The organism is Novosphingobium sp. PhB165, assembly GCF_004341845.1.
Taxonomy (GTDB): domain Bacteria; phylum Pseudomonadota; class Alphaproteobacteria; order Sphingomonadales; family Sphingomonadaceae; genus Novosphingobium.
Window position 1 is genome coordinate 465,417 of record NZ_SLVB01000002.1, and the last position, 19,343, is coordinate 484,759.

Consider the following 19,343-nt stretch of genomic DNA (forward strand, 5'->3'; position numbering starts at 1 on the left):
CGCCATAATTGCCTTTCCTGGCTGATGGGCATTGCGGGATCACTCGTGAGCCGTCGTTGGCGATGCTGATTTACCGATTGCCCAGTCGGCGGCGTCTTCGAGCATGGCGACGTAGTGCGCCTCGGAGTAGGATTGCGGGAGGTGGCCGATTGCCGAATAGAACATCCGTCCTTTTCCGACGTGTCTGCTCCACGCGATGGGGTGGTCACCCATCGACAGCTTCTCACCGAAACCACCATTCTGCGAATAGGTGCTTTCGTCCAGACGGGCGATGACGTCGGCCCCGGTGAGCCGCGGGCTGGCGGCGAAGCTGTACCATTCATCTTTCATGGTCCAGGTCGCAGGCAGGCGGGCTGCCGCAGGATGCGTCTTGTCGTCAACGAATATCCGGGCTTCCTGAAACTGCGGCTGCATGGGGTGGCCCACGAAGCGGGCGCCTAGCAGGGTATCGGCGTACCAGTCCCAGAAATAGGAGGGATCGCCGGCGCTGCCGTGTACGCCTATGTAGGCACCGCCTTTCTCGATGTAGTCGCGAAAGGCTTTGCGCTGCGCCAGTGTCAGCACGTCCCCGCTGATGTTGTTCCAGACGACTGCATCGAAATGCGAAAGATTCTCGGGCGTAAAGGCGCCGCCGCGATTCGTCGTGACGATGTTCCAGCCTTTGCGCGCGGCCATTGCGATGAAGGCGGCATGGGCAGCATTGAAGCCGGGCTCGTCTTTGAATCCATTTATCTTTTCGAACAGCAGAATGTGCGGTTTGCCCGGCTGGAGATCGAATTGTGGGCGGTCATTGTCATAGCGTGCACACCGGGCAATGTGGTCGGCCTCGGTCACCGGGAGGGATCGCAATTTCGTATCGAGCGCAGGTAGCGCCTTTGCATCCGCCCCCACCATCATGGCGACTTGGCGCAGCGTCAAAATGGCGGAAAAGGTCGGTGCGTCGGTTCGCGCAAAAAACGGTGGCAGGCTCGACAGCTTTCCCGACATCGCCTGATCCGCAGCGGCCTTCGCTGACGGGCTGAGGAGCACGTCGATCAGCGGAGAATCCAGCGAAAAGGCGGCATCGCGAAGCGGGCAGTCGGCGACCGGGGCGGCCGCCACGGTTACCGGTGCTGCTGCGACCGCCAGGGCCGCTAAAGTCCAGGAAAGCATGGCCGGTCTTGTTCCTCTCACAGCTCATTTTGGCGGCAAGAGCGTAAGAATCGAGTTACTCTTGATTCCCGCTCTTGCCGTCATTTTCGATATGCAGGACTTGCCGGTTTATCGCGAGCTCGGCCCACCATGCTGTGCTGCCTGCGCCTCCCCTGGAGCTGCTTTGGCGCGTGCGCGCAGATAGAGACGCAAAGCTTCCAGATCCTGATCGCTCAATTGTCGGAAGGGCGGCATTCCGTTGAGCTTGAGGCCGCCTTGCTGAACGATCATCTTGAACGTCTGCGGATCCACGATTGCAGGCGAATAGCGCAAGTCAGGCGCGGCTCCGCCGCCCACCGCATTCCAGCCGTGGCACACCATGCACCCGTTGGTTGCGAATGCCATCCCGCCTGCCATGATCTTGTTTGTATCCGGTTTGAAATCCGGATCGGCGGGGGGCACCAGCTTGGGCGGCTGATAGGCGGGAAGGCTGTCGCTTCCCCCGATCGCGAAAGTCAGCACATGCCGGGGCGCGCGATAATCGGTGCGGTAAGCCGCGTTGCCCGGTGATCCGATGCCGCCGCCAGTGCCGCCATTGCCCGACAGCACCGTGACATACTGCTTGCCGCCGGCCCGATAGGTGATCGGGGCGCCAACGATCGGACTCTGTGCCTTGAACGACCAGAGCTGCTTTCCGGTCTTGGCATCGCGGGCGACGAACTGTCCGTCGATCTGCCCCTCGAACACCAGTCCGCCGCCGCTGGCCATCACGCCGCCGGGCCAGTCTCCGGGGAGTTCGACTTTCCAGATTTCCTTCTGCGTGGCGGGATCGAAAGCCTTGAGGAAGGAACGGGAATCGTTCTTCAACCCGGCTTCGGGATTGAGTGTCACGCCCATGCCCCTGCTGATCTCCGCGCCGCCCTTTTGGCCGTCACCAATCAGCGCGCCCTTTTCGATCACAGGGATGTAAAGGAGACCAGTCTGCGGGCTGTAGGCCTGCGGCATCCACGAATGCGCGCCGGTCGGTCCCGGCCACAGTTCGAACATGCCGGGCTTGCCCGCGTAGCGGATGCCGGGGTTCTCGACCGGGCGGCCGGTCTTCATGTCGATGTGATCGGCCCAGGTGACCTTGGCGATCTTGTCGGCGGAAATCAGCTTTCCGCTCGCCCGGTCGATCACATAGAGGAACCCGTTCTTCGGCGCTTGCATCAGCACCTTGCGGTCCTTGCCGTCGATCTTCAGCGTGGCCAGCGACATGTCGGTGGTGGCGGTGCAGTCCCACTGCTCGCCGGGACAGACCTGATAATGCCACTTGTATTCGCCGGTATTCGCATCGACCGCGACGATCGAGGCAAGGAACAGGTTGTCGCCACCACCGGGGCTGCGCAGGTTCTGGTTGTAGGGGAAGCCGTTGCCGATGCCGAGGTAGATCATGTTGAGTTCGGGATCGTAGCTGAACGCGTTCCACGCGGTGCCGCCGCCGCCGCGCCGGGTGCCGTCGGGGTTCTTCCACCCGCTCGGCCATGTCTTGCGCATGACCGCTTCGGCCTTCTGATTGACCGGCGAAACCTCGTCTCCGGGGGTGGTGTAGAAGCGCCAGGCAAGCTTGCCGCTCTTCTCGTCATAGGCCGAGACGAAGCCGCGCGCCGGGCTGATATCCGCGCCGCCGAAGCCGACGATCACCTTGCCCCCGAACACGCGCGGTGCGCCGTTCGAATTGCGCGGGGCCTGATCGGGATAGTCGTAGGTCTTCCACGCTTCCTTGCCGGTCTTGGCATCGAGCGAGATCACGTAGCCATCGGTGGTAACAAGGAAGACGTGACCCGCGTCATAGGCGATGCCCTTGTTGCCCCAACTCATCTGCAGAGTGGATGTAGCCCGCTCGCGCGTGCCGCCGTCGTATTCCCACAATTGCTTGCCGGTCACCGCGTCGAGCGCGCGGATATGCGAGTGGCCGCTGGTCACGAAGACCTTGCCCTCGGCCATCAACGGGGTGCTGGCGGTGAACCCCGGCTCCAGATCGGTATGCCACGCCAGCTTGAGATTGCCGACCGTGTCGGTGTTGATCTCGTCCAGCGGCGAATAGTGCGTTTCGCCCGGCGTGCGGCCCCAGCTCGGCCACTCGTCGGGATTCGCGATCATGTTCTGATCGATCGGCTGAGCGGGTTTGTTGCACGCAGACAGTGCAAGTACGGCGGCAAGGGCCGAATAAAGCCCCGGTTTCATACGCGTTGCCAGCATTCCCTTTTTACTCTCCCTGATGCGCGGATTCTTGTGGGCGCGCTTTGCCTGGTATTTCAGAGTGTCGGTTCGATTTGGCTGGTTGACCTGCAGGACGTTTCGCGGATCAGGCGGATGCTTTCAACACGCTGCGCATTTCGAGGACCGTTTGGCTTTCATCGTCGGGCTGGCCGATTTCCGGAATCCCGAGGCACGTCGCCATGACAGCGTGAACTTGCTCCAAAAGAGGCGCGGGTTCCGTCTTTTCGCGCGCCGGCAGGACGAGTCCGATTGCCAGCGGGCGATCCCCGGGTTGACCGGGAACGAGCAGCGCCAGCGCCTTGCGGTCGGTTCCAAATCCGGCCGGACCGATCGCGAACTGCCGCTCGCTCATAGCTGCGATACGCACGTCCATTTCGGCTACAGCGAATTTGCGTTTCTGTTCGGCTTCGGCGTTGAGGCGACGCAGAACGCCGCCTCGGCGTGGTTGGGGCACCGCTGAAAGCAGCATTTGCCCGACTGCACTGAAGGCGAGCGGATCTTTGGCACCGCATTGGAAGCGTGACTTGCGCGTGGCCAGATCGCCGGTACCGCGCACTGCGACAATTTGTGCCGATACACCGACAATCGCATTGAGTGTAACCGGGTATCCGGTCTGCGAATGGAGCGTTTCAACGAGGCGTACGATGCGCCCGTCGCGGATCGATTGTGGTTGGCAAGACTGGCCGATGAACGCCGCACGCGGCATCACGCGGTATGTCCGCGCGACCGGGTCCTTGTGGAGAAGGCCGAGTTCAACCAGGCTCGCCAGCAATTCGGAGGTGCTGGATTGCGGGCGATGGAAAGAGCGCACGATGTCCATCACGGTGATTTCGTCGCGCCCGCTGTCGAGGTAATCCAGAACTTCGATTACGCGGCGAGCGATCTTTGTCTTGTTCCTCTCGGCCATCGTCATCTTCCCGCCTCCCTCTGTCCCCTCGCGGTGCGATATTGCGTCCGGTACGGTGTAACGCGAAAAAGTGCCCGCCGTCCCGTCTGCTTCCAGGAGAGGAAACGCATCGAGACGGCGGGCATTCGCAAGTTTCAACCTGGCGCTCCGGAGGGATGACGACAGGCTGTGGTAACGCAGTACGGGCGCACCGCCCGGAATTCGTGACCTTCGTACCCACAAGGTTCGGCGCTGCAATATCAACTAAACAGTTGGTAGACTAATGAGCATGGGTTGGAAAGAGGTTTTTCGATTCCGGTGAGGTTTGCGCAGGCGGGGAGCGGCCGATTGACCGTTCCCCGGAACGATGCTAACAATATGACGAACACCGTCCTCGCCGCGCTGCTATGCGCCTACAAATGACCGTCTGGGCGAGGGGAGAGGATGCGACAACGTGGACAAGCCGCTACCGGATTTCTTCAACGATCGGGCCGTGATCGATGATCCCGCCGATTATTTCGGCCGGATTCGTGCAATCTGCCCGGTACAGCGCGAGCCATATCAGGGTGCCTATATGGTAACCGGCTATGATGAACTGACCGAACTGCTCAATCGCAAGGATGAGGGCATTTCGTCCTGCCTTTCCGTTCTTGGGCCCATTCCGCCGCTGCCCTTCGAACCTCACGGCGATGACATTGGTGCGCAGCTCGATGAAGTCCGCGATCGCCTGCCATGGTCGGCGCACCTGGTCTGCTTCGACGGAGCCCGGCATGCAGAGCATCGCACGCTGATCACAAGTCTGCTGACCTATCGGCGCATCCGGCAAAACGAACAGTACCTGAGATCGCTGGCAGATCGTCTGATCGACGGATTTGCGAGCGAAGGGCAATGCAATGTCGTCGTCCGCTACGCCCATGCGACTACGACTTTCGCGATTTCGGATTTCATGGGCATTCCCGAATCCGACCGCGCGGTGCTGCTGGAAGCTATCGGCGCACCGCCAAGCCAGATCGAGGGGGATGCGCAAGCGAAGGTCGGCCCAGATCCGCTTGCCGCGTTGAAGGACCTGTTCGATGGCTATCTGCGCGAAAGGCTGGAACGCCCGCGCGACGATCTCTTGACCGAGCTGGTCCAATCGAAGTTCCGGAACGGCGAAGACGTGCCTTTTGAAACTCTCTCCAACCTTGCGCGGTTTCTGTTCGGTGCGGGCCAGGATACCACGTCGCATCTTATCTCGATGGCTGTGCGCATTCTTGCCGAAGATAGCGATCTGCAGGAGCGTCTGCGTGTGGAACCGGCGCGCATCGGTGACTTCATCGAGGAAGTTCTGCGCTTCGATCCACCGGTCAAGGCGGCCTATCGTCTGGCCGTGAGGGATACCGAACTGGCTGGCATTCCGCTTCCGGCGGGCAGCGTGATGACTGCCTGTCTCTCGGCGGCCAATCGCGATCCGCGGCGCTTTGAAAATCCGGATGCATTCGATATCGACCGGGCGGGATTGCGGGACCATATCGCTTTCAGCAGAGGGCTTCACGCCTGCCCCGGCGCACCTTTGGGCCGGATGGAGGCGGGCATCGCGATTGAGCGGCTGCTTGCACGCACCAAGCGTCTCGAACTTGATGAGACCCGTCACGGACCGCCGGAGAGCCGGCACTTCCGTTTCGTGCCGACCTATACCTTCCGCAGTCTCGTAGACCTTCACATCAAATTCGAGATGGCCTGACGCCGGACTTTCCGGAAGTCATTCAAGACGGGGGGATTAGCCGATGGCCGTAGCCGATGTATCCGACAGAACCATTGAACAGCTGATATCGCTTGAAGGGCGCTGCGCGGTTGTTACCGGCGGCGCGACGGGGCTTGGCAAAGCCATGGCCCGCCGACTTGCGGAAGCCGGTGCAAACGTGCTGATCGCCGATATCGACGCGCCTCTTGCTAGTGCCGCTGCCGAGGAGATACGCGCGATGGGACGAGGGCAGGTGGTCGCGTGTCGCTGCGATGCTGCCAATGAGGCGGAATGCGAGCAGGTCGCGGCAGTGGCGGCTGAGCACTTTGGCGGGATCGACATCTGGGTTGGAAACGCCGCGCTTTATCCCAGCATTCCGCTCCTCGATATGACGGTTGGAGAGTGGGATGAGGTCATGGCCGTCAACCTTCGTGGCGTCTTTATCGGCGCGAGGACGGCGGCGCGGCGGATGATCGAGCGCGGCCAAGGCGGCGTAATCATCAATGTTGCATCTCAGGCCGGGTTCAGGGGTGTTGCGCCGGGGCTTTGTGCCTATGTCGCGTCGAAGCACGGCGTTCGCGGCATGACCCGGCAATTGGCGCTCGAACTGGCGCCTTTCGATATACGGGTCCTGGGCGTTGCGCCGAGCCACGCCCGGACGGAAAAGACCGCCCGCGCCATTGCGGCAAAGCCTGAACTTCTCGAGCAGATTCCGGCGCTGAGCACCAGCCGGCTCGGCCGCGTGGGTGTGCCTGACGATATCGGCCGCGTCGTGCTTTTCCTTGCGTCCGACATGGCTGCGTTCATGAGCGGCACGACCGTGAAGGTCGACGCCGCCGAGATGGCGTGAGGCGGTCGCCCGCGTCTGTCAGGTGAGCGTGAAGCGCGAGGGAGGCACAGGCATTCCGGCCTTCGCGCTCCTGCCCCGATAGAGGCGCGAGCGTCCGGAAAGGGGCCGACCTTCCTTCAGGCTGTCGCCGCCGTCCCCCGGCACCACGTTGATATAGAAATCGCGCAGATCCTCGCCTCCGAAGCGGATCTGAGTCGTGGAGCCATCCGGCGTTATCAGTGGAGCAAGTTCCTGCCCTTCCGGTGATACGCGCGTGATCAGGCCTGGCGAGCGAAACCCCGTCAGGAGGACTGTGCCGTCGTCTTCCAGCGCCAGTCCGTCGCAGTCGTCCTTCTCGAAGAAGGTCCGGCGATTTTGTAGCGAGAAGTCGTCGGTCACATCCCAAACCAGAGAAGTCCGGAAGGTATCGCTGCAATAGAAGCGGCTGCGCAGCGGATCGTGCGCGATGCCGTTCGAGAAATAGACCTCGTCTGATAATTTGGTAACCCGGCCCTCCACGCTCATCCGGTAGATGGCGGTCGGGCGCGTGTCGCGTGCGGCGATCACATGGTCGATGTCATTGGTACCGAAGAAGATGCCGCCTTCGCCGTCGGGCCACATTTCGTTGATGCCGTTGATCGGCAGCCCTTCCAGGTAGCGGATCAGCCAGCCTGACTTGCCACTGTCGGGATCGTTCCACATGATGCCGCCCTGACCGCTTGAGAGCACGGCGCCGCACTCGTTCATCATCACTCCGCCGGTCCACATCCGGCTTTCGTTGAAACTGGCAACGGGCGTTCCGTCAGGCCTCACACCGTGGATGCCGCCGGCGATCACGTCGCTGTACCAGATCACGCCGCGTCGGAAGTCGTAGGACAGTCCTTCAAGATACGTGCCTTCCGCGATTACCAGATAGGCACTTGCATCGACCACCTCCATGTTCATCTCCCATGATGCGGCACCTTGATGGACGCGGCGCATTTCTTTTGTTCGTCTATTTGTTGGCGATTGTACAGATCTGGTCAATGCTGTTGACGGCTCCCTACCGTTGCTCGCCCGCGAAGAGATCGGCCGAGCGATTGTCGTTCCCTGGCCTGCACTCTCCCCATCGAAGATGCTATCATCTTGACGAACACGTGCGGAGAGCGACATGAAAGACATCCTCGTTTCGGGAGCGAGCATCGCGGGGCCTGTCACCGCATGGTGGCTGCATCGCTTCGGCTTTCGCCCGGTGCTGGTCGAACGTCTTTCGACTGGACCACGCGGCGGGCATGCGATCGATGTGCGCGGAAAGGCTCTGGCAGTTCTTGAGGCGATGGATCTCGAGCACGCCGTGCGCGCCAATGCCATGCGCATGAAGGGCGTATCGATCATCGATGATGACGGGAAAGAAGTCTGGCGTTCGGAGGAGATGACGATCTCCGGCGGGCCGCTCGATAACCCTGACATTGAGATATTGCGCGACCGATTGGCCAATACGCTGGTCAATGCGCTGCCGAAAGAGGTTCCGGTTTGTTTCGGAAACTCCATTGTCGACGTGCAAGAGACCGAAGAGGGCGTAGATGTCGCTTTCAAGAGCGGAGAGCGGCGACGTTTCGATCTGGTGATTGGAGCCGAAGGCTTGCGCTCGGATCTGCGGCGCCGGTGTTTCGGAGTGGATGAAGAATTCTTGCGTCCGTTCGGCATCGCGCTTGCGCCCTTTTCGGCGCCGAACACTCTGGGCCTCAAGGATTGGCAGATCAGCTACAAAGGGGCGGCAGGCGGATATATGGTCTATCCCACACCCGAGAACGACCAACTGCGCGTCTGCTTCAGCGTGCCGGCAAGTCTTGGAGAAGACCTCGGAAATCGCGCAGAACAGATGGCCCGGGTTCGTGAGCGAACCATGCATCTCGGCTGGAAGACAGGCCACTTCCTTGAGGCAATGGAATCTGCGCCGGACTTCTATCTCGGGCTCATCGCTCAGGTGCGGATGGACCGCTGGAGCAAGGGCCGCATCGCCGTTGTGGGGGACGCGGCCTATTGTCCTTCGCCATATTCCGGTCAGGGCGCGACGCTGGCCATCGTTGGCGGGTTCGTCCTTGCGAGCGAAATTGCGCGATCGCCCGAAGATCACGCCGCGGCATTTGCTCGGTACGAAGCGAGAATGAGGCCATTTGTCGAACTCAACCAGGCAATAGCCGATCTGACCCGTGATGAGCGGTTCGAGCGTGATCCAGGCTATTACGGCGATATTGTCGTGCCCGCTATCGAAAAGGCGAAGAATGCAATCGTGCTCGATCCTGGGGACTTTGCACGGGTCTGAGCGTGGGCGCCGGACGAAACCGGCGCCACCGACCTTACAAGTTCCTCAGTTGTAGCAACCGCCGTTCACGCCCAGCACCTGGTTTGTGATGTATCCTGCATCTTCGGAAGCGAAGAAGGCGACGGCGGCCGCAATATCTTCGGCGCTGCCCAGTCGCGGGATCGGATAGGACTTGAGGATCTCGCGGTGATCGACCGGAAACGCGCTGGTCTCTATGGCTCTTCGGGCCATCGGTGTGTCGATGAAGCCGGGCGATACGGTATTGGCGGTAATGCCCTTGGCGCCGAGCCCGATGGCGAGCGAATGGGTGAAGCTGATCATGCCTCCCTTGCTCGAATTGTAATGGCTCATGTCGAACACGCCGCCCATCTGGCCGCCCAGAGCGGAGATGTTTACGATACGGCCCCAGCCTGCCGCTTCCATATCGGGAAGCACGGTCTGCGTGACTATGAACGCACCCTTGAGATTGACCTCCATCGTCCGGTCCCACAGTTCGTCGGTCAGATCCTCGAACTTGCACCAGCCTTCGATTGCGGCATTGTTTACCAGCACGCCGATCGGACCAAGGGCACTGCGGACGCGTTCGGCGGCCTCTGTTACCTGCTTTCTGTCGGTCACGTCTGCAGTCACGGCAATTGCGCTGCCGCCCGCCGCCGTGATCGAGGCAGCCACTTCTTTTGCACCTTCCTCCACGATGTCGAGCACGGCCACGCTCATGCCCGATCGGGCGAAGCGGCGGGCGATTGCGGCGCCCATGCCGGCAGGATCGCCGGCTCCCGTTATAAGTGCGGTTCGCTTAGCAGCCATAGCCATGCCTTCTCCCTGCACGGATTCCGGCGCGAGAGGTATTCGCGCCGCCCCGTCATGTTCGTCAGGTTATTAGCAGGCCGCGGCTCTGTCAATTCTCGTGGCCGACGGGCCGTCGGGAGAAGGTTTTCTTACGATTTCAACGGCGCGTAATGCGCGATGAATTCCTCGATCACCTTCATGACCTCATCGTGTCCCAGGGTGATCCCGATAGCCGCCTCGCGGTGGAGCGTAAGTGCCGCGCTCGTGGCCAGAATCGCGATGGCGGCCTTGGGCATCCTTGCTGCCAGATCCTTGCCGAGAGCCTGTTCGAGCGCTGCGATTTGAATGCGCCGGGTCGTCTCGATATAGGCGACCACTTCCTCGCGAAGCGGCTCCATGCGGTTGGCCAGCGCCATGAATTCGGAGACCATGCGGGTATCGCTGGTGTGGACGCAGACGTCCCATACCTCGTGCAGTGAATTGTTGCCGGTGAGCGCGGCTTCAAGCCGTTCGACCTCCCGCGAGGCGAGCCGCCGGAATGTCTGAACGATCAATTCGTCCATCGTGGCGAAGTAATAGTAAACCAGTCGCTGCTTGACGCCAATGCGTTCAGCCACGCTGCGCGAGGTGAGGGCCCCGTACCCTTCATCTCGCAGGATCGCCTCGGCCCCGTCCAGCATCTGGTGCCATACGGCAGATCCCGGTGGCCCCATTCGCCGGTTGACTGTCATCGTCTCGTTCAACCCCTTCGCGGTCCGGCCTTCGCGCACTTTGCTTGGGCGCTACCGTACATTCGTCACGACAGGCGTTCTTCACGCAGCTCCGACGGAAGTAAAGAGCAGGGGCTTTCCCGGTTCACAGCATGGTGGAGCCGCCATCGACGCCAATGGTCTGGCCGGTGACATAGGCGGATTCGTCGCTGGCCAGGAAAATCGCGGTCGGCGCAATGTCGGCGGGCTCGCCGAAGCGCCCGACGGCGACTTTCGCCAGTTCGGCATCGTAGCTTCGGCTTTCCTCAAGATAGCTCAGTGCCTTGGGAGACATCGCCGAAGGCAGGATCGTGTTTACGCGAATGCCGTCGGTTCCCCATTCCCTAGCGGCGGTTCGTGTAAGCGTGCGGATCGCCTCCTTGGATGCGGCATAGGCAAGGAACCCCGGCTCGCAGCGAATGCCGAAACTTGAGCCGAAGTTGATGATCGATCCCCCGCCCCGGGCAGCCATGTGCGGATGACACAATTGCATGAACTGGAGGGAGCCGAAGAATGCGGACTGGAAATCGATCCGGCAATGTTCTTCCATCATTGGGTCGGCTAACGGGAGGTAGTCTGTGAAGCTGTGGGCATTGTTGACGAGGATGTCGACGCGGGCCCAATCGCGCATCGCGCGTTCCACGACTTTTGCCGATTGTTCCCGTTCGCCCGCGATCGCGACTTCATAGGCGCATGTGCCGCCCGAATTTTCGATTTCAGCGGCGACGCTTGCCAGCTTCTCTCGGGTTCGGCCAGTGATCAGAACGCGGGCCCCTTCGCGGGCGTAGGCGACAGCAATTGCTGCGCCAATCCCCTGGCCCCCGCCGGAAACGATCGCGACTTTGCCTTCCAGACGCGGATATCCCGATGTCATGACTTCTGCTCCCACGACGATCACCCCATTCTGCGGGTGTGTTCGTCATATTGTTAGCGATGGAGCATGAGAGCGTCAATCTATCGCCGCAAGCCTCCGTCAGGCGGCGACATAACCACCGTCCACCGGCATCGCGATCCCGGTTACGTAGCTGGCCTCGTCGCTGACGAGATAGACCGCAGCCGAAGCGATTTCGCGGTCTAACCCCCAGCGCTCCATCGGAATGTTGGGCAGCACGGCGGTCCCTTCGGGTGGTTCACGCAGTCCTTCCGACCAGGGAACCATTCCGGTCCAGGTGGTACCGGGACAAATCGCATTGATGCGAATACGGTCCTTGGCGTAATCGAGCGCCGCACTCTTGGTTAGCTGGATGACCGCTGCCTTGGACGCAGAGTAGCACGACAGTCCTTTCCATCCGACCAGCCCCGAGGCGGAAGCCGTATTGACGATCGCGCCTCCCCCGGTGCGCAGCATGGCCGGAATGGCATGCTTCATGCCGAGAAAAACGCTGCGAAGATTCACGTTCACCACAAGATCGAACGCGTCCTCGTCCTGCTCGTGAAGCGGAGCGTCGATCGCGCCGGTAATCCCCGCATTGTTGACGAGAATGTCCAGTCGGCCGTATCGCTCCTGCGCCGCAGCGACCATCGCGGCGACGTCCCGGCTTTGTGTGACGTCGGCATGGACGGGATATGCTGCCTTGCCAATCGCAGCGGCAACATCCACCTGGGCTCCGCTGATGTCGGCGCAGACCACACGGGCCCCTTCGGCCGCGAACAGTTCGCAGATTGCCCGCCCGATGCCCGAACCTGCGCCCGTCACCAGTGCGACCTTGTCGTTAAGTCTCAATCTGTCTCTCCGGTTTTTTTAGTTTTTTTTGCCGAGCATGGAGGAAGGAATGTCTCCCGACGTGCGGTCTGTACACTCGGCTGAGAGCGGTCTCGGCTCAGCCGACTGCGAGACCGGCCGCTTCAATTCCGGCGAAGGCTGTTGCTTCGTCCTGGTCCGAAACGTCGCCGCTGACGCCAATGGCGCCGAGCAATACGCCCGCTTGCGAGCGGATCAGCACGCCCCCTGCGGCAGGAATGAGCTTGCCATTCCATGCGCTGGAAAGGGCGCCCATGAACTGCGGGCGCTCGGCCGCCATATCGCCCAGCTTGCGGCTGGATACACCCATTGCAAGGGCCCCGGCCGCCTTGCCGAGTGCAATGTCGGGTCGGCCGAATCCCGAGTTGTCTTCGCGCTCGAGGGCGACCAGATGTCCGCCGGGATCGAGGATTACGACGGTGAGTGGATTGAGCCCCAATTCGCGGCCTTTGGCGCGAGCAGCGGCAATGACGGCACGTGCCTGAGCAAGTTCAATCATGGGAGAAGTGACCTCATATGAATTTGGCACGGGACGGCGCCCGGTGCGGTTAGCCGATTGATGCGAGACGCTTATTGTCGCTCAGTCGACAAAAAGGAGGGCCGGTGTTTCGATCAGCCGCTTCATCGCCTGCACGAAGCTGGCGGCATCCCATCCATCCACGACACGGTGGTCGCACGACACCGACAGATTCATGACTTTGGCAACTTCTATCCTGCCATCCCTGACGACAGGCCGCTCGACGACTTTGTTAGGGCCAAGAATCGCGACTTCCGGTCTGTTTATCACCGGCGTCGTGGCGATTCCTCCGAGCGGGCCGAGCGAGGTAATCGTCAGCGTCGATCCGGATAATTCGGCGGCGCGGATCGTGCCGTCGCGTGCCGCGGCGGCAAGGCGGGCGATCTCATTCGCAAGCTGCCAGATATTGAGCGAATGGGCATCGCGTACGACCGGTACCATCAGACCTGCATCGGTCTGTGTGGCTATTCCCAAATGCACCGCGCCCTTGCGGGTAACGATGCCGATATCCTCGTCGTAGAGTGCGTTCATCATCGGAAAAGCCGGGACCGTGCGACATAGCGCCACTGCCAGAAGCGGCAGGATCGTAATCCTTGGCCGCTCCCCGCGAGTGGCATTGAGATCGGCGCGCAAGGCTTCCAGCTTGGTGACATCGATCTCTTCGATGTAGGAGAAGTGCGGTATGTTCCGTTTGGCCGCCGCCATATTCTCGGCCACCCGGCGTCGCAGCCCGATCACGCGAATAGCTTCGTCTTTACGAGCGGCGCCCGAGGGGCGGTAGCTTTCGGAATAGCGAAGAAACGCGTCGAGATCGGCATGGCGGATGCGTCTGTCGGCACCCGGTCGGACTTCGCTGAGAGGGATACCCAGTTCTTTCGCCCGGCCGCGGACTGCGGGAGAGGCCGCGACCCGGTCGGCCCGTGCCGAACGGGGCGGAGCCCCGAACAAATGGCTGTCCGAAGGCGCAGGGCCTTGTTCCGACGATCCATTGCTTACGGTCGCGACCTGCGCGAGCATTTCATGGGTGGTAGACGCGAGTTCTGCCGTCGCCATATCCATCTGGACCAAGGGAATGCTATCGGGAGTTTCCTCTCCTTCCAGTTCAAAGACGGCGAGCATGCTGCCGATGGCGATTTGGTCCCCTTCCGCACCGCCGATCTGGAGCAACCTGCCCGAAACGGGAGCAGACATTTCCACGGTGGCCTTGTCGGTCATGACATCCGCGATGGGATCGTCCTCGCTGACCCAGTCGCCGATACCGACCTTCCATCCCACGATCTCGGCCTGCGCGATTCCTTCCCCGATATCGGGAAGCTTGAATGCGTACGTCGTCACCTCATCACACCTCGATTATCTGTCTGAGCGCCTGCCCCACACGCGCAGGGCCGGGAAAATATTCCCATTCGAAAGCATGGGGGTAGGGCGTGTCCCAACCGGTTACACGTTCAACCGGAGCCTCCAGATCGAAGAAGCAGTGCTTCTGGACCAGGGCCGCAAGCTCGGCGCCGAAACCGCAAGTTCGCGTAGCCTCATGGACCACGACGCAGCGACCCGTTTTGGAGGCCGATTGCCGAATGGTGTCGAGGTCGAGGGGGATGAGGGTACGTAAATCGATGATTTCTGCATCGATTCCTGTCTCTTGCACAGCCGCCAGCGCGACATGGACCATGGTTCCATAGGCAAGGACCGTAACTTCATCCCCTTCGCGCACGATGCGCGCCTTGCCGAGCGGCGTTGTATAATGCCCTTGCGGTACCTCGGCGTCCGGATGATCGGACCAGGACTGAACGGGGCGCTCATGATGGCCGTCGAACGGCCCGTGATAGAGCCGCTTGGGTTCGAAGAAGAGAACCGGGTCGTCATCCTCGATCGCAGCCAGCAAAAGCCCCTTGGCGTCGTGAGGGTTCGAGGGAATGACGGTCTTCAGGCCAGCCACATGCGTGAATATGCCTTCCGGTGACTGACTGTGGGTTTGACCGCCGTAGATCCCGCCGCCGTAAGGTGAGCGCACGGTAATCGGCGACCACCATTCCCCGCACGTGCGATAGCGCATGCGCGCGGCTTCGGAGATGATCTGGTCGGCCGCCGGGTAGATGTAGTCGGCGAACTGGATTTCCACCACGGGGCGCTTGCCGAATGCACCCATGCCGACGGCGACGGCGACAATACCTGCCTCGCTGATGGGTGCATCGAAAACACGGTGTGACCCGTGCCTTTTCTGAAGCCCTTCAGTCGCCCGGAAGACGCCGCCGAAATAGCCCACATCCTGCCCGAAAATCGTTACCATCCGGTCGCGCTCAAGCGCGACGTCGAGGGCCTCGTTGATCGCCTGGATCATGCTGAGGGATCGTGTTGCGTTCATAAGCCTGACTCCGCCAGCTGATCGCGCAGATGCGGAGGCATGATCTTGTAGACGTCTTCGAAAATCGAAGAGGCAGGCAGGCGGGAGCCTTCCTTCAGGGTGCCGAAACTTTCCGACTCGCGCCCGGCGGCGTCCACCACTTCCTTGACCTCGCGTTCCAGTTCGGTGTGCATCGCTGCCGACCAGCATCCGCGCGAAGCGAGATGGTCGCTGAGGCGCGCAATGGGATCGCCAAGGGGCCACGTGGCGGTGTCCGTGTTGGGCCGATAGCGAGTTGGGTCATCCGAAGTCGAATGGCCTTCGGCACGGTACGTGAACAATTCGATGAGCGTCGGACCAAGGCCCATGCGCGCGCGCTTTGCGGCCCAGTCCGTGACAGCGTGCACGGCAAGGAAGTCATTGCCATCGACACGCAGCGAAGGAATGCCGTGGCCGATGCCGCGTGAAGCGAATGTCGCACGCTCGCCGCCTGCGATCCCCGAAAATGAGGAGATCGCCCATTGGTTATTGACGACGTTCAGAATGACCGGAGCCTGATAGACGCTGGCGAAAGTAAGCGCGTGGTGAAAGTCGCCCTCGGCCGTGGCGCCTTCGCCGATCCAGGCCGCCGCGATGCGCGGGTCGCTTTCCGAAGCCGATGCCATGGCCCAGCCGACCGCCTGGCTAAACTGCGTGCCAAGGTTTCCGGAAATGGAGAAGAATCCGGCTTCGCGGCTTGAATAAAAAACCGGCATCTGCCGGCCCTTCAGGCGGTCATGGCTGTTGGAATAGACCTGGTTCATCATTTCAACCAGAGACCAGTCACGCGCGACAAGCAGGCCTTGCTGGCGGTAGGTTGGGAAGCACATGTCCTGCGAATTCAGCGCCATGGCGGCTGCAACCGCCACGGCCTCCTCGCCCGTGGACTTCATGTAAAAGCTCGTCTTGCCTTGCCGCTGCGCGCGCATCATGCGGGAGTCGTATGCACGCGTCAGGAGCATCGCGCGCAGGCCGGCGACGAGTGTCTCGTCCGTCAAGTGCGGGTTCCACTCGCCCACGGCTCGATGGTTTTCATCAAGGACGCGGATGAGATCGAAGGCGAGCGCACGCATCGCGGCCGGATCCGCGTCGATTGCAGGCCGGGGAACGGAGCCTGCAGGCGGGATGGCGAAACCCGAAAAGTCGGCGCCGTCTCCAGGCCTCGTGCAAGGTTCGGGAATGTGGAGATGCGGGCCGTTCGCTGGCCAGTTCATGTCGCCGGATCCAACTCGCGTTCCACGACATCGTGAAGGCTGACATCCTGTACCAGGAAAATGCCGCCGAGCTTATCGGCCAGCCGCTCGGCTTCCGGCATGCCCAGGCCATCCTGCGTGATCGTTACTTCCATCATGGTTTCCAGCACCTGCGCCTCGATCCGCCTAGGGATCAGACCAAGCTGCACGAACGGATTGACCACGCGGGACACGGTTGCCGGATCGGACCAGGCGCGAACGAGAAATTGCTTTGTTGTATACATTGAGGAATATGCTCTTCCCGGTGAAGGGCCTGCTCTGCGGGCGGGCACCAACGGAAGATAGTCCGCGGATGGGCTAAAAAAAATTGCGCAATTTGAGCCCATTGCGCTTGCCTCGCATAAAAATTACCAAAATTGGAGGTTTTAAGAAAAATGTCGATCGATGAACTCGATGAGTTCGACAAAGCGATTTTGGGCGAGCTGCAGCGCAATTGCGCGCAGTCGACCGCTGAAATCGCCGAAGCGATTGGGCTGTCTCAAGCCCCATGCTGGAGGCGGATCCAGCGCCTGAAAGAAAATGGCTACATTCGAGAGCAAGTTGCCTTGCTCGACAGGGGCCTTCTAGGGCTAAACGCACAGATCTTTGCGCAAGTGAAACTGACAGCCACCGGACGCGCCAATCTGGAGGCCTTCACCGAGGCGATTCGGGGGTTTCCGGAAGTGCTCGATTGTTACGTGCTGATGGGTAACATCGACTTCATCCTGCGCATCGTGGCGAAGGACATCGGCGCCTATGAGCGCTTCTTTTTCGACAAGCTCTCGCTGGTGCCTGGCGTGCAGGAAATCAATTCACTGGTCGCACTTTCGGAAATCAAGGCTACCACGCGCCTGCCGATTTATTGAAAGGCCACGTAGTCTTTGATTGGCTCTTTCAACGCGAGGCCGTCTGAACGGACATCAGAGCCGCGCTAAGCGAAAACCCTGGAAGCGATCGCGGCACAGGTTTCGTCCAGCTTGGACGGTCGTGCACGGAAGACCGGTAGTGCGCGCCTCGAGGCGTTTGGCAATGCCACCCCGAAGCTTGGCAATTCAATTTCACCCGCGGACTTGCCAAAACAAGAAAGACTACTAAACATTCGGTAGGTTACGAGTTCGCTGCAAAGCGGACCGGCCGAAGGGGAGTCGGACGGTGACGGAACTGCACCGGGGAAGCACCAACTTAGACAGCCTCGATACGGCGAACTGGACTTGCGCGGGGCAAGACGGATCGATGCGCCGGATGCGCAAGAACGGTCGCTACCCCGACGTTGTCGGTTGAAAGGGTGAGGGAAATGCAGGCAAGGAAAACAAAATCGATGATGACACTGAAGGCGCTCGGCTCTGTCCTTCTGGTCGGATGTGCGGCGATCTCGCTGCCGGTCTCCCAAGCTGTTGCAGCGACGGCGGACCGCCCTGAGCCGGGCAAGCAGGGGGAGACTGTCGAGGCCGAAGCGGGCAAAGTGCTTGCCACACCGTACTCGAGCGGCGTGAATGTCGTCGGTCATTCGGACATTGGCGGTCGGACGGGTAATCTTGCCATGGCCTGGTCGGGCGCCTGCGCTTACGTCGCCTCGGGCATGACGATCAAACCGGACGGACAGCTGCTCAAGCTTCCCGTCGATGCGACATCCGGGGTCGCAGTGATCGACGTGAGCAATCCCGCAGCGCCCAAGACCGTGCGGTATCTGCAAGACAAGGGCGCCATCTACGCGACGGAAACCCTGAATGCATCCACGACCAAGGATCATGCGATCCTGGCGGCAAGCACCTACGGCGGGGTTTCCGGGATGGGCGGTCCCGACGAGGGCTGGCTTTCGATCTACGATGTTCATGCATGTGCCGATCCCAAACTGAAGTCCGAGATCAAGTGGCCGGAGCCGGTGCACACGATCACGATCTCGCCGGACGGCCGGTTCGTTTATGGAACCGTGCTCAATCCCTTCACGGGGGCTGGCGGCATCCAGATCATGGACATTTCCAACCCGTCCAGCCCAAGGTTCGTCGGCAAATTCGAAGCAACGCGCCCCGACGGTACCAGCTTCCCGTTCGCGCCGCATGAGCTTGTCTTCAGCCCCGATGCCTCGCGCATCTATGTGGGTGTCACGACATCGCAGGGCGCGGATGCGGAGCACGAATTCCGCAACCCCAAGCCCGGCGTTCCGTCACCGGCAGCGGTCGGTCAGGATGCGGGCGGCCTGTTCATCTTCGACAACAGCGACTTTGCACAAGGCCGGGCCGATCCCAAGCTGCGGCTGATCGGAGCGGCTGCTCACGCCGGCTGGCATTCGCCGGCTCGCGCGCGGATTGGCGGTGTTCCCTATATCGTGAATGCCGGTGAACTGGGCGCCTGCCCGGGCGCATGGCCGCGCATCACTTCCATTGCCGACGAGAAAAATCCCAAGATCGTTGGCGAGTTCCGGCTCGCGATGAACCGGCAGGAGAACTGCCCAACGCCCAGCACAATGGAAAAAGCCACCGGAGGTATCGTGGGACGCGTCGGGACGGCCGCCACGCACTTCCAGGATGTTGACGACGCCGACAATACCCGGCTGGGCCTGTTCCCGTTCATGTACGCGGGCCTTCGGATCGTGGACTTGCGCAATCCGGCCGATCCGCGTGAGATCGCCTATTTCAAGCCTGGCGACCCCTGCATGTCCCACGTCCGCTACGTGGGTGAGAGCGGCCAGATCTGGTTCGCCTGCAATGCGAGCGGGTTCTACGTGATCGAACTCAAGCCGGAACTGCGCAAGTCGCTGGGGCTGGCGGTGCCGCGCCGCGCACGATGACCGGGAAGGGG

The 19,343-nt window shown here is 61.3% G+C and carries 20 protein-coding genes; 6 read left to right on the top strand and 14 right to left on the bottom strand.

Annotated features, from left to right (window positions below; genetic code table 11):
• Positions 1–39 precede the first annotated feature (39 nt).
• The 4 genes from EDF56_RS07570 to EDF56_RS26330 all read right to left on the bottom strand — a co-directional run bounded on the left by EDF56_RS07570 (position 40) and on the right by EDF56_RS26330 (position 5,414).
• Positions 40–1,152: a ThuA domain-containing protein gene (locus EDF56_RS07570; RefSeq protein WP_132386125.1), complete on the bottom strand. Its 1,113-nt coding sequence runs from the start codon at positions 1,150–1,152 to the stop codon at positions 40–42.
• A 108-nt stretch (positions 1,153–1,260) separates the two neighbouring features.
• Positions 1,261–3,273 carry a PQQ-dependent dehydrogenase, methanol/ethanol family gene (locus tag EDF56_RS07575; protein ID WP_243652451.1) on the bottom strand — a complete coding sequence of 671 codons (2,013 nt, stop codon included), beginning with the start codon at positions 3,271–3,273 and terminating at the stop codon, positions 1,261–1,263.
• Between the two features lie 205 nt (positions 3,274–3,478).
• On the bottom strand, positions 3,479–4,306 hold the full coding sequence (locus EDF56_RS07580; protein WP_132386127.1) for a helix-turn-helix domain-containing protein: 828 nt from the start codon (positions 4,304–4,306) through the stop codon (positions 3,479–3,481).
• A 439-nt stretch (positions 4,307–4,745) separates the two neighbouring features.
• The gene (locus tag EDF56_RS26330; protein ID WP_243652452.1) at positions 4,746–5,414 is read right to left on the bottom strand and encodes a hypothetical protein; all 669 of its coding nucleotides are present in this window, start codon (positions 5,412–5,414) and stop codon (positions 4,746–4,748) included.
• Between EDF56_RS26330 and EDF56_RS26335 the strand changes: the two genes are divergently transcribed.
• Both EDF56_RS26335 and EDF56_RS07590 read left to right on the top strand, forming a co-directional pair.
• Entirely contained in the window at positions 5,397–6,002 is a 606-nt protein-coding gene (locus EDF56_RS26335) for a cytochrome P450 (protein ID WP_243652453.1), read from the top strand. The two genes, EDF56_RS26330 and EDF56_RS26335, sit on opposite strands and share 18 nt — an antisense overlap.
• Before the next feature lie 43 nt (positions 6,003–6,045).
• Positions 6,046–6,852, top strand: a complete 807-nt coding sequence (locus EDF56_RS07590; RefSeq protein ID WP_132386129.1) for an SDR family NAD(P)-dependent oxidoreductase — start codon at positions 6,046–6,048, stop codon at positions 6,850–6,852.
• 18 nt (positions 6,853–6,870) lie between these two features.
• Here EDF56_RS07590 and EDF56_RS07595 read toward each other — a convergent pair whose 3' ends face one another.
• Positions 6,871–7,770 carry an SMP-30/gluconolactonase/LRE family protein gene (locus EDF56_RS07595; RefSeq protein WP_243652454.1) on the bottom strand — a complete coding sequence of 300 codons (900 nt, stop codon included), beginning with the start codon at positions 7,768–7,770 and terminating at the stop codon, positions 6,871–6,873.
• Positions 7,771–7,981: 211 nt separating this feature from the next.
• On the opposite strand from EDF56_RS07595, the gene EDF56_RS07600 reads away from it, so the two are divergent.
• Positions 7,982–9,136 (top strand): FAD-dependent monooxygenase, encoded by a 1,155-nt coding sequence (locus tag EDF56_RS07600; RefSeq protein WP_132386130.1) that lies wholly within the window; start codon positions 7,982–7,984, stop codon positions 9,134–9,136.
• A 45-nt stretch (positions 9,137–9,181) separates the two neighbouring features.
• On the opposite strand, the gene EDF56_RS07605 is transcribed toward EDF56_RS07600, so the two are convergent.
• The 9 genes from EDF56_RS07605 to EDF56_RS07645 all read right to left on the bottom strand — a co-directional run bounded on the left by EDF56_RS07605 (position 9,182) and on the right by EDF56_RS07645 (position 16,789).
• Positions 9,182–9,949 (bottom strand): SDR family NAD(P)-dependent oxidoreductase, encoded by a 768-nt coding sequence (locus EDF56_RS07605; RefSeq protein ID WP_207904659.1) that lies wholly within the window; start codon positions 9,947–9,949, stop codon positions 9,182–9,184.
• 125 nt (positions 9,950–10,074) lie between these two features.
• Positions 10,075–10,656, bottom strand: a complete 582-nt coding sequence (locus EDF56_RS07610) for a TetR family transcriptional regulator (RefSeq protein ID WP_243652455.1) — start codon at positions 10,654–10,656, stop codon at positions 10,075–10,077.
• Between the two features lie 124 nt (positions 10,657–10,780).
• Entirely contained in the window at positions 10,781–11,548 is a 768-nt protein-coding gene (locus tag EDF56_RS07615) for an SDR family oxidoreductase (protein ID WP_132386131.1), read from the bottom strand.
• 99 nt (positions 11,549–11,647) lie between these two features.
• A complete protein-coding gene (locus EDF56_RS07620) occupies positions 11,648–12,397 on the bottom strand; it encodes an SDR family oxidoreductase (protein ID WP_132386132.1) in 750 nt (249 codons plus the stop codon).
• Between the two features lie 97 nt (positions 12,398–12,494).
• On the bottom strand, positions 12,495–12,914 hold the full coding sequence (locus EDF56_RS07625; protein WP_132386133.1) for a heme-binding protein: 420 nt from the start codon (positions 12,912–12,914) through the stop codon (positions 12,495–12,497).
• Positions 12,915–12,995: 81 nt separating this feature from the next.
• The gene (locus tag EDF56_RS07630) at positions 12,996–14,267 is read right to left on the bottom strand and encodes a dihydrolipoamide acetyltransferase family protein (protein WP_132386134.1); all 1,272 of its coding nucleotides are present in this window, start codon (positions 14,265–14,267) and stop codon (positions 12,996–12,998) included.
• A gap of 4 nt (positions 14,268–14,271) precedes the next feature.
• Positions 14,272–15,294 carry an alpha-ketoacid dehydrogenase subunit beta gene (locus EDF56_RS07635; protein WP_132386135.1) on the bottom strand — a complete coding sequence of 341 codons (1,023 nt, stop codon included), beginning with the start codon at positions 15,292–15,294 and terminating at the stop codon, positions 14,272–14,274.
• Entirely contained in the window at positions 15,291–16,526 is a 1,236-nt protein-coding gene (locus EDF56_RS07640) for a thiamine pyrophosphate-dependent enzyme (RefSeq protein ID WP_132386136.1), read from the bottom strand. The genes EDF56_RS07635 and EDF56_RS07640 overlap by 4 nt, the downstream gene beginning before the upstream one ends.
• A complete protein-coding gene (locus tag EDF56_RS07645; RefSeq protein ID WP_132386137.1) occupies positions 16,523–16,789 on the bottom strand; it encodes a hypothetical protein in 267 nt (88 codons plus the stop codon). Before EDF56_RS07645 ends, EDF56_RS07640 begins: the two co-directional genes overlap by 4 nt.
• Before the next feature lie 150 nt (positions 16,790–16,939).
• On the opposite strand from EDF56_RS07645, the gene EDF56_RS07650 reads away from it, so the two are divergent.
• The 3 genes from EDF56_RS07650 (at position 16,940) to EDF56_RS07655 (ending at position 19,332) form a co-directional block, all read left to right on the top strand.
• Entirely contained in the window at positions 16,940–17,410 is a 471-nt protein-coding gene (locus EDF56_RS07650) for an Lrp/AsnC family transcriptional regulator (protein ID WP_132386138.1), read from the top strand.
• Positions 17,411–17,696: 286 nt separating this feature from the next.
• Positions 17,697–17,825, top strand: coding sequence for a hypothetical protein (locus EDF56_RS26580; RefSeq protein WP_279389702.1), 129 nt, complete (start codon positions 17,697–17,699; stop codon positions 17,823–17,825).
• A gap of 37 nt (positions 17,826–17,862) precedes the next feature.
• Positions 17,863–19,332 carry a hypothetical protein gene (locus tag EDF56_RS07655; RefSeq protein WP_243652456.1) on the top strand — a complete coding sequence of 490 codons (1,470 nt, stop codon included), beginning with the start codon at positions 17,863–17,865 and terminating at the stop codon, positions 19,330–19,332.
• Positions 19,333–19,343: the final 11 nt, after the last annotated feature.